12 protein-coding genes are annotated in these 12256 nt (G+C 64.2%); 7 read left to right on the forward strand and 5 right to left on the reverse strand.

What is annotated here, in order from left to right; translation table 11 throughout:
- Window positions 1–74: 74 nt before the first annotated feature.
- Window positions 75–347 (reverse strand): DUF2312 domain-containing protein, encoded by a 273-nt coding sequence (locus IVA82_RS22240; protein ID WP_148742927.1) that lies wholly within the window; start codon window positions 345–347, stop codon window positions 75–77.
- 220 nt (window positions 348–567) lie between these two features.
- On the reverse strand, window positions 568–870 hold the full coding sequence (locus IVA82_RS22245; RefSeq protein ID WP_247390626.1) for a DUF1244 domain-containing protein: 303 nt from the start codon (window positions 868–870) through the stop codon (window positions 568–570).
- 168 nt (window positions 871–1038) lie between these two features.
- On the opposite strand from IVA82_RS22245, the gene IVA82_RS22250 reads away from it, so the two are divergent.
- Both IVA82_RS22250 and pyk read left to right on the forward strand, forming a co-directional pair.
- On the forward strand, window positions 1039–1632 hold the full coding sequence (locus IVA82_RS22250; RefSeq protein ID WP_247390630.1) for a DUF1036 domain-containing protein: 594 nt from the start codon (window positions 1039–1041) through the stop codon (window positions 1630–1632).
- A complete protein-coding gene (gene pyk, locus IVA82_RS22255) occupies window positions 1629–3065 on the forward strand; it encodes a pyruvate kinase (protein ID WP_247390633.1) in 1437 nt (478 codons plus the stop codon). The genes IVA82_RS22250 and pyk overlap by 4 nt, the downstream gene beginning before the upstream one ends.
- 159 nt (window positions 3066–3224) lie before the next feature.
- On the opposite strand, the gene IVA82_RS22260 is transcribed toward pyk, so the two are convergent.
- On the reverse strand, window positions 3225–3905 hold the full coding sequence (locus IVA82_RS22260) for a TetR/AcrR family transcriptional regulator (RefSeq protein WP_247390641.1): 681 nt from the start codon (window positions 3903–3905) through the stop codon (window positions 3225–3227).
- Window positions 3906–4180: 275 nt separating this feature from the next.
- On the opposite strand from IVA82_RS22260, the gene IVA82_RS22265 reads away from it, so the two are divergent.
- Window positions 4181–5167 carry a phosphatase PAP2 family protein gene (locus IVA82_RS22265; protein ID WP_247390642.1) on the forward strand — a complete coding sequence of 329 codons (987 nt, stop codon included), beginning with the start codon at window positions 4181–4183 and terminating at the stop codon, window positions 5165–5167.
- Window positions 5168–5288: 121 nt separating this feature from the next.
- Here the strand turns inward: IVA82_RS22265 and IVA82_RS22270 are convergent, their stop codons facing one another.
- On the reverse strand, window positions 5289–5453 hold the full coding sequence (locus tag IVA82_RS22270; protein ID WP_148742979.1) for a Flp family type IVb pilin: 165 nt from the start codon (window positions 5451–5453) through the stop codon (window positions 5289–5291).
- A 300-nt stretch (window positions 5454–5753) separates the two neighbouring features.
- Between IVA82_RS22270 and IVA82_RS22275 the strand changes: the two genes are divergently transcribed.
- The 4 genes from IVA82_RS22275 (at window position 5754) to IVA82_RS22290 (ending at window position 10782) form a co-directional block, all read left to right on the forward strand.
- Window positions 5754–7244 (forward strand): hypothetical protein, encoded by a 1491-nt coding sequence (locus IVA82_RS22275; RefSeq protein WP_247390644.1) that lies wholly within the window; start codon window positions 5754–5756, stop codon window positions 7242–7244.
- A 101-nt stretch (window positions 7245–7345) separates the two neighbouring features.
- Window positions 7346–8908, forward strand: a complete 1563-nt coding sequence (locus tag IVA82_RS22280; protein ID WP_247390646.1) for a hypothetical protein — start codon at window positions 7346–7348, stop codon at window positions 8906–8908.
- A 186-nt stretch (window positions 8909–9094) separates the two neighbouring features.
- On the forward strand, window positions 9095–10090 hold the full coding sequence (locus IVA82_RS49035) for a glycosyltransferase family 2 protein (protein WP_346658812.1): 996 nt from the start codon (window positions 9095–9097) through the stop codon (window positions 10088–10090).
- A gap of 8 nt (window positions 10091–10098) precedes the next feature.
- Window positions 10099–10782, forward strand: a complete 684-nt coding sequence (locus IVA82_RS22290) for a class I SAM-dependent methyltransferase (RefSeq protein WP_346658813.1) — start codon at window positions 10099–10101, stop codon at window positions 10780–10782.
- Between the two features lies 1 nt (window position 10783).
- Here IVA82_RS22290 and IVA82_RS22295 read toward each other — a convergent pair whose 3' ends face one another.
- Window positions 10784–12229, reverse strand: coding sequence for a hypothetical protein (locus IVA82_RS22295; RefSeq protein WP_247390649.1), 1446 nt, complete (start codon window positions 12227–12229; stop codon window positions 10784–10786).
- Between the last annotated feature and the right edge of the window lie 27 nt (window positions 12230–12256).

Below are 12256 nucleotides of genomic sequence, written 5' to 3' on the forward strand. Positions count from 1 at the left end.
CTCACCGAGCACTCTAGCAGACGACGAGATTTTGCCCAAGCTTGGTGCGCTGCAACGCCAACCGGCGTGGCGCCTCAGATCATGCCCAGCGCCTGCAGGTAGGTTTCGAGGATCGTCTCGGCTTCGGCGCGCTCGTTGGGATCCTGCTTGCGCATGCGCACGATGGTGCGCAGCGCCTTGACGTCGTAGCCGTTGCCCTTGCTCTCGGCATAGACGTCGCGGATGTCGTCGGAAATCGCCTTCTTCTCCTCCTCCAGCCGCTCGATGCGCTCGATGATGGATTTGAGCTGGTCCTTGGCAAATTTCGTCGCGGGCTCGTCGTCGCGAACGGCGGCGGAGGTGGCCATCTTGGTACTCCCAAATGAAACTGGCAAAACGAGGTGACGCCGGCATCGTCACCGCGCGTGCTGGTTAGACCCTTAGAGTTGGCGTCCCTCGCATTCAAGGCAGCATCGCGCTCGTCCACAGCGCGCCCACACTTTCGTGCACCGAGGCAAGAATCCGGTTGCGTTGCGCACGACTCAGAGCTCGCGCGCCGGGAGGAGCGATCTGGACGGTCAGGCGAATTCAGTGACCGGGATGAACCTTCTTCATCGCCTCGAGTTGCTCGGGCGTGGCCGTGCCCTGGTGTTTCGACTTCCAGGTCTCATAGGGCATGCCGTAGATGGCCTCCCGGCTCTCGTCCTTGCTCAAGGCGACGCCTTTGGCATCCGCAGCGTCCTTGAGCCAATTGGACAGGCAGTTGCGGCAGAAGCCCGCCAGATTCATCAAATCGATGTTCTGGACGTCCGTCCGCGTCCGCAGATGCTCGACCAGGCGCCGGAAGGCCGCCGCCTCGAGCTCTGTTCTGGTTTTGTCGTCGATTGCCATCGTTCGCTTCCCCGGCAGTGGCCCGTTGTCTGGCTAAACCCTTACGGGATCAGGTGGGTCCTGTCACAGATTTTGCCATATCGCGGCGCACAGGGGACTGAGCCGGCTTGGGCTGGTTCCGGAGCCCCTACGCCAAATCGTCAATGATCTGATATAGCTTCCGCGACAATGATCGCCGAATCCCCCCGTTCCCCTGTTCGCCTGCTTGCCCGGTTCGCCCCGGTGCTGGTGCTTGCCCTGTTCTGCCTCTGGAACGGCCCCGCTTCCGCGGACTTCCGCCTCTGCAACAACACGTCGAGCCGGGTCGGCATTGCGCTGGGCTACAAGGACGCCGAGGGCTGGACCACCGAGGGCTGGTGGAACATCTCGTCCCGCTCCTGCGAGACGCTGCTCCGGGGAACGCTGGTCGCCCGCTACTACTACATTTACGCGATTGACTATGACCGCGGCGGCGAATGGTCGGGCCAGGCCTTCATGTGCTCGCGCGACAAGGAATTCACCATTCGCGGCACCGAGGATTGCCTGGCACGCGGCTATGACCGCACCGGCTATTTCGAGGTCGATACCGGCGAGCAGCGGGCCTGGACGGTGCAGCTCACCGACGCCAACGAGCAGCCGGCGCAGCAGCGCGTCCCAGGCATGCCCGGCACGGTTGGCCCGGGCGGAGTTCCGGGTTTGCCCAATGGTCCGCCGGGTGGTACGCCCCCGGGCTCGCCCGGCCTCCCACCGGCCGCTCCGCCCCCGCCTGGAAATAAGCCATGAGGCGTCTTCGCCGTATCAAGATTCTCGCGACCCTGGGACCCGCCTCTTCAGATCTCGCGATGATCCGCCGCCTGTTCGAGGCCGGCGCCGACCTCTTCCGCATCAACATGAGCCATACCCCGCATGACAAGATGCGGGAGCTGGTCGCCACGATCCGCAATGTCGAGAGCAGCTACGGGCGGCCGATCGGCATCCTGGTCGATCTCCAGGGACCGAAGCTCCGTCTTGGCTCATTCGTCGAGGGCGCGGTCCAGCTCCAGAACGGCCAGATCTTCACCCTCGATTCCGACAAGACGCCGGGCGACACCACGCGTGTCCATCTCCCGCATCCGGAAATCCTTGCCGCGCTGCGGCCGGGCCATGCGCTGCTGCTCGACGACGGCAAGGTGCGGCTGATCGCGGAGGAGACCACCAAGGAGCGCGCGGTGACCCGCGTCGTGGTCGGCGGCAGGATGTCCGACCGCAAGGGCGTCAGCCTGCCCGACACGGATCTGCCGGTCTCGGCGATGACGCCGAAGGACCGCGCCGACCTTGAGGCGGCGCTGGTCACCGGCGTCGACTGGATTGCGCTCTCCTTCGTACAGCGCGCCGACGACGTCACCGAGGCCAAGAAGATGATCCGCGGCCGCGCCGCCGTGATGGCCAAGATCGAGAAGCCGCAGGCGATCGACCGCCTCGCCGAGATCATCGAAGCCTCCGACGCGCTGATGGTGGCGCGCGGCGACCTCGGCGTCGAGCTGCCGCTGGAACGCGTGCCGAGCCTTCAGAAGCAGATGACGCGGATGGCACGGCGCGCCGGCAAGCCGGTGGTGATCGCAACGCAAATGCTGGAATCGATGATCCAGTCGCCGGTGCCGACCCGCGCCGAGGTCTCCGACGTCGCCACCGCCGTCTATGAAGGCGCCGATGCCATCATGCTGTCGGCGGAATCGGCGGCCGGCAAATTCCCGGTCGAGGCGGTCTCGACCATGAACCGTATCGGCGAGGAGGTCGAGCGCGACCCGACCTATCGTTCCGTGCTCACCGCGCAGCGGCCCGCGCCGGAATCCACTGCCGGCGACGCCATCGCGGACGCCGCGCGGCAGATCGCCGAGACGCTCGACCTGCCGGCCCTGATCTGCTGGACCAGCTCGGGCTCGACCGCGACGCGGGTGGCACGCGAGCGGCCGAAGCCGCCGATCGTGGCGATTACGCCGAACATCGCGGCCGGACGCCGGCTCGCGGTGGTGTGGGGCGTGCATTGCGTGGTAGCCGAAGACGCGCGGGACCAGGACGATATGGTGAGCCGCGCCGGCCAGATCGCATTCCGTGACGGCTTTGTCCGCGCCGGTCAGCGCGTGATCATCGTTGCCGGCGTGCCGCTCGGCATCCCCGGCACCACCAACATGGTGCGCATCGCCTCCGTCGGTCCCGAGGGCGAGGCCAATATCTAGTCGATGCGTCATTCCGGACGCGCACGACAAAAAAGCGCGAAAACAACCCCATGCACAGTAGCCGGCCATTCCGGCGAGCGTGCTGCTGTTTTCTGAAAACGGACGCTCCGGCAACGGCCTGAGCGGATTGAGGCCTCCGCCTCGGTCGCGCAGCGATTTTTACGCCCCGACCAGCGCTTTCGTGGTCGGCAGCAGCGTCTGCTGCACGACCAGGCCGCGGGCGCGGGCATCCATGACGCCGACGGCGCGCAGCGCGAGCAGCGTCACGGTCTGCACGGCGTCGCGCATCTTGGCGGGATCATCGAGATTATCGGGCGCAAGCGGTCCGACCAGTGCCTCGTGGAGCGCGCCGAGCAGCGCGGTGGCGGCGAGCGCGGTGTCCTGCGCCGGCAAATGACCGGCGCGCACGGCGGCGTCGATCCTCGCTGCGATCTCGCCGGCGATTTCGCGGCGGCTGGCGAGGCGCGAGGCGCTGACATCGACATCGACCGGCTCAGCCAGGATGCCCCAGGCCAGCCTGCGCTGTGACAGGGTGTGGACCGCAACCGTGGTCACGGCAGCCGCCAGCGCCGAGGATGGGCCGGGCGCGGCATCGGCCGCCCGCCGGATCGCCGCGAGCTCGTCGCGCGACACTTCGGCAATCAATTCGGAGATCAGTTCGGCCTTGGAGGGGAAGTAGCGGTAGACGGTGCCCGCTGCGACATTGGCCCGGACTGCGACCGGCGCGATCTGCACCGCCGCCATCCCGCCTTCCGCCGCAGCCTCGCGCGCCGCCGCGAGGATTGCACTGCGCCGGGCCGCCAGGCGCTTAACCACTTGATGCGTCCGCCGATAAACCATGGCGCGCTTCCTGTCCCACACGCTTGCCGCACGCCCGCAGCCGAACGCTTCGTCACTGCAATAGTCGCAAATCGCCCCGCAAGGACTGAACAACTATTCAGGGGGGATGACAAGATGAAATGCTTGAAGCGTCACGTCAAAAAGGCGGGATCGCGAACGACACATCTAAAGGATGTATCGAACGGGCTGGTGAAAAAGCGAGAACATCCATTATATCTATTTTAGCGTGTGCCAGCGACTGTACCGTGATACTGGCGATCTTATCTCGGTGCAGCATGGTCGACACGGACTCCCGGACGGCTTGGCGGCTCTTCCAGCTGAACTGGCTTCCTATCGCGGCCATGGGCAGCCTGCTGGCGCTCGGCCTTCCCATCACGCAGCTCAGTCTCGAGCCGGTCGCCTACGGCCTGACGCTGGCGACCGCCACGTTCCTGCTCGCGATCGTCTGTTGCCACCGGATGGTTAAGGGCGAGCTTGCGGATCCAAAGCTCGTGTTTTCGCTCGGCACGATCGGACAGGTCATTCTCACCTGCGCCATCGTCGGACCGCTCAGCTATGGCGCGAGCAAGCTGAACTGGCCGCTGCAGGACCAGGCGCTGCTTGCGATCGACCGCGCCCTCGGCCTCGACCCCGAACCGATCGCGCGATATGTCAACGACCATCCCTGGGTCGCGAACGCTCTCGCCCGCGGCTACGGGCTGATCAAATGGCCGCTGCTCGGCATTCCCATCGTGCTGGCACTGACCGCGCGCTATGTGCGGCTGCAACTGTTCATGCTCGCGATGAGTCTCGCGCTCGCGGTCACCATCGCCATCTCCGCCGTAGTCCCGGCGATCGGCACCTATTACGGACTGCAACTGCCGGCTGCGCATTTCCCCGAAATCAACACCGCGGTCTATGCCGGGCAGCTGCGCGACATCCTCGCACTCCGAGACGGCAGTCTGCACGAGCTCCGGCTGTTCATGCTCTCCGGCATCGTCTCGTTTCCGAGCTTTCACGCCGCGTCCGCCGTGCTCTACATGTGGGCGCTGTGGCCGGTGCGCGGCATCGGCGGCATCGCGGCCGCGCTCAACCTGTTGATGATCGCGGCGACGCCGGTGATCGGCGCGCACTACATCATTGACATTGTCGGCGGCATCGCAGTCGCCGCGGCGTCGATCTGGGCCGCGAAATTCTATCTCGAATGGATCGGCCGCCTGTCGCGGACTGCCGACGCGGCCGCTCTATCGCCGGTCTGGCGGCCCACCCTCGCAGAAGAATAAGCGCGCGACTGGCCGCCCCTTTTGCCGACGGCAACGGCCGTCTTGCCCTGCCATCGTCCGCCAAAAAGAAAAAGAGCCCCGTCAAGGACGGGGCTCTTTTGGATTTCTGGTTCGTCAGCTCTTACTTGAGGCTGGACGAGATCGAGGTGAACTTGGCGTTCATCGTGGTGCCGAGGTTGTTGACGACGGTGATGATCGCCAGCGCGATGCCGGCGGCGATCAGTCCGTATTCAATGGCGGTGGCGCCGGATTCATCATTCATGAAACGCGAAACGAGGTTCTTCATAGACTGCTCCAAAAACTACACGAGGCTACAACTGGTCTGGTCTCTTCGGCTTCCCAGCGCCGCCCGACCATGCGTTGAACGTACGGGCAAAGAATTTCGCCGCAGTTAATTCGACTGCGGAAACCCGGAGCGGTTTGCGTGTATTCTGCGATGGTAAACCGAAATTGAAAACAATCCGTTAAATCGTTGATATCCGCAGCAACACCGACCTCTGGTGATTTACTCGAAGTTATGACCGCGCGTGGTCCAATGCCGCCCGCTCGGCCCACCCCGACAAGAACAACAGGACGACGAGGCGGCATGTCCCTTTCCTTTGCCAGCAGCATCGCGGTGCAAAGCCGCGCGCGTGCACTGGTGCCGCTGTGCATCGGTGCGGCCACCTACCTCTTCTTCGTTTATGTCGGCGACACGCTGCTGATGGATTCCGATTCATTCTGGCAGATCAAGATCGGGCAATGGATCCTCGATCATCGTGCCATGCCCTACACCGACTTCTATTCCTTCACGCGGCCGGGGGCACCCTGGATCTCGACGTCATGGCTGTCGCAGGTGCTGTTCGCTTTCTCCTATGCGCAATGGGACTGGGCCGGACCGGTGATCCTCACCGCAACCGCGATCGCGCTGACGGCCGCCATGTTCGTCTATCTGCTCGACGCACAGCTCGAGATTCCGCGGTCGGTGCTGTTTGCAATGCTGGCACTGCTGCTGTCGCTTCTTCATGTCCTGGCGCGCCCGCATATCCTGGCGCTGCCCGTCATGATGGCGTGGGCCGGCCTGCTGATGGCGGCTGCCGACCGCAGAAGCGGGCCGTCCTGGACATGGCTGCCGCTGATGGCGCTCTGGGCGAACCTGCATGGCGGCTTCGTGCTCGGTCTCGCGCTGATCGGCCCGATCTCGCTCGAGGCGGTCGAGCATGCCGAGAAGGGACAACGGCTTCGGCTGTTCATGCGCTGGGTGCTGTTCGGCGTCGGTGCACTGATCGCGAGCTGCTGCACGCCTTACGGCTGGCGGACGCTGATGGGCGCGACCAACATCCTCAGCCTCGGCGAGCTGCTGTCGCTGATCTTCGAATGGATGCCGGCGAACTTCACGACGTTCACCCCATTCGAAGGCGCGCTGCTCGGCCTGATCGCGCTCGGCTACTATCGCGGCCTCGTGCTCTCGGCGCCCCGGATCTTCCTGATCCTGTTCCTGACCTGGAGCGCGCTGACCCATGTCAGGAGCATCGAGGCCTTTGCATTCCTGGTACCGCTGGTGCTGGCGAAGCCGCTTGGCCAGATGTCCGCGCGTCCGCCGCGGGACCCAGCCGGGACCGATGGCTGGCCGGCCCGCTATGTGACCACGCTTGGCGCGCTGATGATCGTGGCGGCGGCCTGGACCTCGACGTCGATCTATATGGGGCAGCACCGCTTCACCTTCACGATGGTGCAGACACCCGTTGCGGCGGTCGACCTGCTCCAGCAGCGCAAGGCGCAGCGCATCTTCAACGCCTATCAGTTCGGCGGCTATCTGATCTCGCGCGATATCCCGGTCTTCGCTGACGGCCGTGCCGAGCTCTATGGCGAAAAGTTCGTCATGGACTTCTTCAAGGCGACGGAGGGGAAACAGCCTGAGCTGCTTCCTCGCCTGCTCGATGAGTACAAGATCGACGCGACGCTCCTGGTTGCCGCCGCTCCTGGTCCCCAGATCCTCGATCATCTCAAGGGCTGGAAGCGGATCTATACGGATGACATCGCAGTGATCCATGTACGAGACCATGCGGACAGCGCGACCGCGACGCCTTCGAAGTGAGACCTACTTCAGGGCGTATACGCGTAACCTCGAGACGTCCTTCCAAATGTGAAGCAGACTCGACGTGGCACACCGCGCTCAAACCTCAGGGGCCCCATGACATGGTTCCTTCCGACAGGCCGACCTTGACGATCCCGGCTCGTCTCGGCTCGGACCGATCCGTGGCGATCGCCGTTTTTGCAATGCTGGCGGCCCTCTCGTTTCTTCCGGTGCTGCTGACCCCCATACCCGCGATGGTCGATTATCCCAATCACCTCGCCCGCATGTATATTCTGAGCCAGAACGGCACTCCCGATGCCAATCCGCATTACGAGGTGGCCTGGGCATTCTATCCCAACCTTGGAATGGACCTGCTGGTCCCGCAGATGGCACGGCTGATGAGCGTCGAGAACGCGACACGGCTGTTTCTGCTGCTGAGCCAAATGCTGATCGTCGGCGGCGCGCTTCTGCTTGAATGGGCCCGGAAGGGACGGGTCCATCTCGCCGGCTTCGCTGCGCTCGCTTTCCTCTACTGTCTGCCGTTCAGCTGGGGCTTCGTGAACTTCGAGTTCGGCCTGGGCCTCGCTCTCTGGGGCATCGCCGTCTATCTGATGCTCGCAGAAGGCCCATGGCTGCTGCGTTTCGTCGCCAACGTGATCTTCGTCGCCGCGCTGTATGTGGCGCATTTCTTTTCGCTCGGCATCTACGGTGCGACGCTCGGCCTCTACGAGCTTTGTCGGCTCCGCCAAAAGCGAATAGCGTACCGGGTCGCGGCCGCGCGGCTTGGCGCGTTGGCCATACCGGCGCTTGCCCTGTTTGGGATCATGCATGTGGCCTCGGGCTCGATCGGAAGCGAAGGAACGAGCTGGTTCCTCGGATTCAAGCCGATCTGGCCGCTCCGCATCATGAACGGCTACAATCTGACGACAGCGGCAGCGACCGGTCTGGCGCTCGCCATCTCGCTGCTTTTCGCCACAAAACGCGGCGTCCTCAAGCTCGAGCCAGCCGGGATTTGGCTCGCGATCGCCTTTGCGCTCCTGTACGCGGTCATTCCTTCGAAGCTGTTCGGAACCTCGTTTGTCGACCTTCGCGTGATTCCCGCCGCGGCCCTGATCCTGCCCGCCTTCTGCTCGCTGTCGCTGCCCGGCCGGGCATGGAGAATGGCTGCGCTCGCTGGGATCAGCGGCATCATATTGATCAATCTCGCTGTCGTCCTCGCGGTGTGGCTGCCTTACCGTGCCGATTATGCGGCTATCGTCAGGTCGTTCCACAAGCTCGATCGCGGTTCGCGCGTCCTGGTTGGCAGCACGGGCGACAATGGAGACCCGCCCTTCGCCGACCTCACCTCGTATCCCATGTATTATGCGCCGACGCTGGCCGTGCACTATGCCAACGCGTTCGTGCCCAATCTATTCACGGAAGCGGGCAAGCAGCCTGTGCGGGCACGCGAGGCCGTGCGTCGTCTTGCCATTCCCTACGGAGGGCCAGTGCCGTCGGGCCTGCTTGCCGCGATTGCGGCAGGCCAGCCGGCGGCGGACGTTCCGCCATTTGTCCGCACCTGGTACCGCGATTACGACTACCTCTATGTGCTTGGACCGCCGGCCGCGAACCCGCTGCCGGATCTGCTGGAGGTGTTGGACGTCTCAGAGCGATTTGTTCTCTACAAGATCCGCCGCCGGTCCTAGATCGAAGCCGCGGCTGCACAGCCGGGTCAATCGGGCATCACCATCCCCCGCCTGCCGGGCTCCCAAATCGCCCTCGGGCGGCCCCAACCCGCCGTCGTCCCCAAAGACCTTAACAGTTGTGGCAAGGCCACCTTAACCACCGACGAATTAGACTTCTGCCCCTGCAACCGAGTTGGATTCTTTCGCATGGCGGCCAGTTCCAGATCGATCCGCTACAGCCTCGTTATCCCCGTTTTCAACGAGGAAGCCGTGTTGCCGGTCCTGTTGCGCCGGCTCGACCTGGTATTGTCCCGGCTCGACGGGCCGGCAGAAGCGATCTTCGTCGACGACGGCAGCAGCGATTCCAGTTCGATCGTGCTACGGGCGCTCGCCACGCGCGACCCGCGCTTTCGCTACATCGGCCTGTCGCGAAATTTCGGCCATCAGGTCGCCATCACCGCCGGCATGGACGCCGCGCAAGGTGACGCGATCATCGTCATGGATGCCGATTTGCAGGATCCGCCCGAAGTGATCGAGGAATTGATCGCAAAATGGCAGGAAGGCAACGACATCGTCCACGCCCGCCGCCTGTCACGCGACGGCGAAAGCCGTTTCAAACGTGCGACCGCGCATCTGTTCTACCGGCTTCTCGGCAGGGTGTCCTCCGTCGGCATCCCCGCCGATGTCGGCGACTTCCGCCTGATCGATCGCAAGGTGCTCGACGCACTTCGGCAGATGCCGGAGCAGGATCGCTTCGTACGCGGCATGATCGCCTGGCTCGGCTTCCGGCAGACCGAGGTCGCCTTCCATCGCCTCGAGCGCGCAGCGGGCGAAACCAAATACCCGCTGTTCAAGATGGTCCGGCTGGCGATGAACGCTGCGCTTGGCTTTTCCGATCTGCCTTTGCGGCTTGCAATTTGGTGCGGATTGACCGTCTCCGGACTTGCACTGCTCTACGGCGGCTGGGTGATCCTGTTGTGGTTCGGCAAGGACAGTCATCTCGTGACCGGCTGGTCCTCGACGATCGTCGTCGTGTCCCTGCTGTGTGGAATCAACATGCTGATGACGGGCATCGTGGGGCTCTATGTCGGCCGCATCCATGCCGAGGTGAAACGCCGCCCGCTCTACGTGGTGCAAACACGCGCTGGCTTCGATCGCAACGAGACGGCGGCGGCACCCGCGATCCACGCCGTCAACGAGTGACCCAACGCATGACCGAACTCTTCGACGGCTATCACGACAACTACCGTGATGTGGTCCAATCCTCGATCGACTTTTCCGGCCTGCCGCATCATTTCTTCATGCGCGCGAAGGCCGATCTCCTGCACGATCTGATCGCGCAGCGGCTGGACACGGAGAGGCCCGAAATGCTGGACGTCGGCTGCGGCGTAGGCAGCCTTCATCCCCTGCTGCACGGCATGGTCGGACGCTTGAGCGGTATCGACGTTTCGTCGGCCAGCCTGACACAGGCGCGCACCGACAACGGTGCGGTCGATTACCGCGAATTCGACGGGCGAACTTTTCCTTTCGACGACGCCAGCTTCGACCTGGTCACGGCCATCTGCGTGATGCACCATATCGTGCCGGCCGAATGGGCGCATTTCATCGCCGAGATGCGGCGAGTGGCGCGCCCCGGAGGGCTCGTCTGCGTGATCGAGCACAATCCGTACAACCCGCTGACGCGCCTGGCCGTTGCGCGCTGCGAGTTTGACCGGGATGCCGTCTTGCTCGGTGCCGGCACAACCCGAAAGTTGATGGCTGCGGGCGGCTTGCGCGAGATCGGCGCGCGGCATTTCCTGCTGCTCCCCTGGGACACCAAACCGGCACGGCGCCTCGAAGAGGTCCTGAGCGGCGTGTGGCTCGGGGGCCAATACGCCGCCTTCGGTGCGGCTTGACTTATCTTTGCGGCGTATCTCGCCGCTTGTGCACAACAGCCACGTCGTCGGTGTAGACGCGCTGCCACTGGGGCAGCCGGTCGAGCATCGCTACCGCCGGTGTTCGCGGTGCGAGCAGCGTCGCGCCGATGTTGTATTCGTCGAGCAGCTTGAGAAAGTCTCCGAGGTCGATGAGCGACAGGGCACGATTGTAGCGATCGATGAACGGTCCGCCGTACAGTTCGCCGCGACCATCGATAAAGGTGGGAATGCCGGCAAAGATCAAATAGCCACCAAAAGAATAGTCGTTGAGCACGGGCCCCGCCTTGGCGAGGTCGGCTTCGGCGATGGCAGCCTGAGGGGTGATGATCGGAGCCGGCTTGAGGTCACGCGCCCAGGCCAACCCGCTTATCGCGATCAACACACCGAGCCCAATCAGATTCAGGCCGCGCGACGAGACCGCAGCATCGTCTGCGGCCGGTCCGCCGAACTTCCGACCCAGCGGGGCCGCCAAATAGAGCGGCGCCAGCATGGCCAGCAGATCCGCACTGCGGATTTGCGTCAGCGCGAAATGGAGCAAGCCGATCACCACCAAAGCCCGCACGACCGGCAGCGTCAGGCCGCGCGCGAGCGCAAAGATGCCAGCCAGCAGCAGCAACTCGAAGCCACCTATGTGACTGAAATCCTGCGGCCGCCATTCCGAGATCCAGGCAAGTGCCGGACCAAGGCCGAGTGTCGTCAGCGGCATCAGCAGCGGTTCCGGCCCGTAGGGCGTCAGGCAGGACGCCGCGACCGCGAGTGCCGTGAATGGCAGCCACCGCAGGATCGCCTGCGGCCATTCGCTTCGCCCCTCACGCAGCAGTGCCTCGAGCACCGCAGGGCCGATCAACCCAAGCGCCAGCACCACGCTGCCGTGCAGATTGGCCCACAGGACCAGCAGCGGCAGGGCCCAGTATGGCGGAGGCCCCCCACGATCCATGCAGCGCACCATAGCCCCTGCCCAGGCCACCATCACCGGCAGGACGAGCACGTGCGGCCGTGCCAGCATATGCGGCGCCAACAAGATGACGGCCGCCATCACCATGAGAAGCGTCAGAGTTGGCGAAAGCTCGCGCAGCAGGAAGACGGTGAACAGTCCAAAGGCGAGCGCTATCGCCGCTGCTGCGACGACGACGACGCCTGGCCAGCCGGAAAGCGCGTAGGCTCCGGCGTAGATGACTTCCGAGAGCCATTCGAAGGTGATCCAAGGCGCGCCATGCTTCGAAAACGAAAAAGGATCGCTCGCCGGCAGGGTGCCATGCGCTATGATCCAACGCCCGACCTCGATGTGAGAATAGCTGTCGGGATCTCCGAGCAGCCGCGGGCCAACGATTAGCAGCAACGCATAGACGCCAAGGCTCACCAGCCAGGGGAGCGCTGCACGTGCCGAAAACGGTTGAACCGCGCTGTGGACGACCTGGTCAGTCATGGCGGGCCAAAGTAGGGCGCAAGCGTT

This window comes from Bradyrhizobium sp. 142, assembly GCF_023074015.1.
Classification (GTDB): domain Bacteria; phylum Pseudomonadota; class Alphaproteobacteria; order Rhizobiales; family Xanthobacteraceae; genus Bradyrhizobium.

Coding starts and splice junctions, on each gene's coding strand:
- IVA82_RS49035 (WP_346658812.1), top strand. CDS start 9,095: ATGGCGGCCAGTTCCAGATCGATCCGCTACAGCCTCGTTATCCCCGTT.
- IVA82_RS22240 (WP_148742927.1), bottom strand. CDS start 347: ATGGCCACCTCCGCCGCCGTTCGCGACGACGAGCCCGCGACGAAATTT.
- IVA82_RS22290 (WP_346658813.1), top strand. CDS start 10,099: ATGACCGAACTCTTCGACGGCTATCACGACAACTACCGTGATGTGGTC.
- pyk (WP_247390633.1), top strand. CDS start 1,629: ATGAGGCGTCTTCGCCGTATCAAGATTCTCGCGACCCTGGGACCCGCC.
- IVA82_RS22265 (WP_247390642.1), top strand. CDS start 4,181: ATGGTCGACACGGACTCCCGGACGGCTTGGCGGCTCTTCCAGCTGAAC.
- IVA82_RS22245 (WP_247390626.1), bottom strand. CDS start 870: ATGGCAATCGACGACAAAACCAGAACAGAGCTCGAGGCGGCGGCCTTC.
- IVA82_RS22295 (WP_247390649.1), bottom strand. CDS start 12,229: ATGACTGACCAGGTCGTCCACAGCGCGGTTCAACCGTTTTCGGCACGT.
- IVA82_RS22280 (WP_247390646.1), top strand. CDS start 7,346: ATGGTTCCTTCCGACAGGCCGACCTTGACGATCCCGGCTCGTCTCGGC.
- IVA82_RS22270 (WP_148742979.1), bottom strand. CDS start 5,453: ATGAAGAACCTCGTTTCGCGTTTCATGAATGATGAATCCGGCGCCACC.
- IVA82_RS22275 (WP_247390644.1), top strand. CDS start 5,754: ATGTCCCTTTCCTTTGCCAGCAGCATCGCGGTGCAAAGCCGCGCGCGT.
- IVA82_RS22250 (WP_247390630.1), top strand. CDS start 1,039: ATGATCGCCGAATCCCCCCGTTCCCCTGTTCGCCTGCTTGCCCGGTTC.
- IVA82_RS22260 (WP_247390641.1), bottom strand. CDS start 3,905: ATGGTTTATCGGCGGACGCATCAAGTGGTTAAGCGCCTGGCGGCCCGG.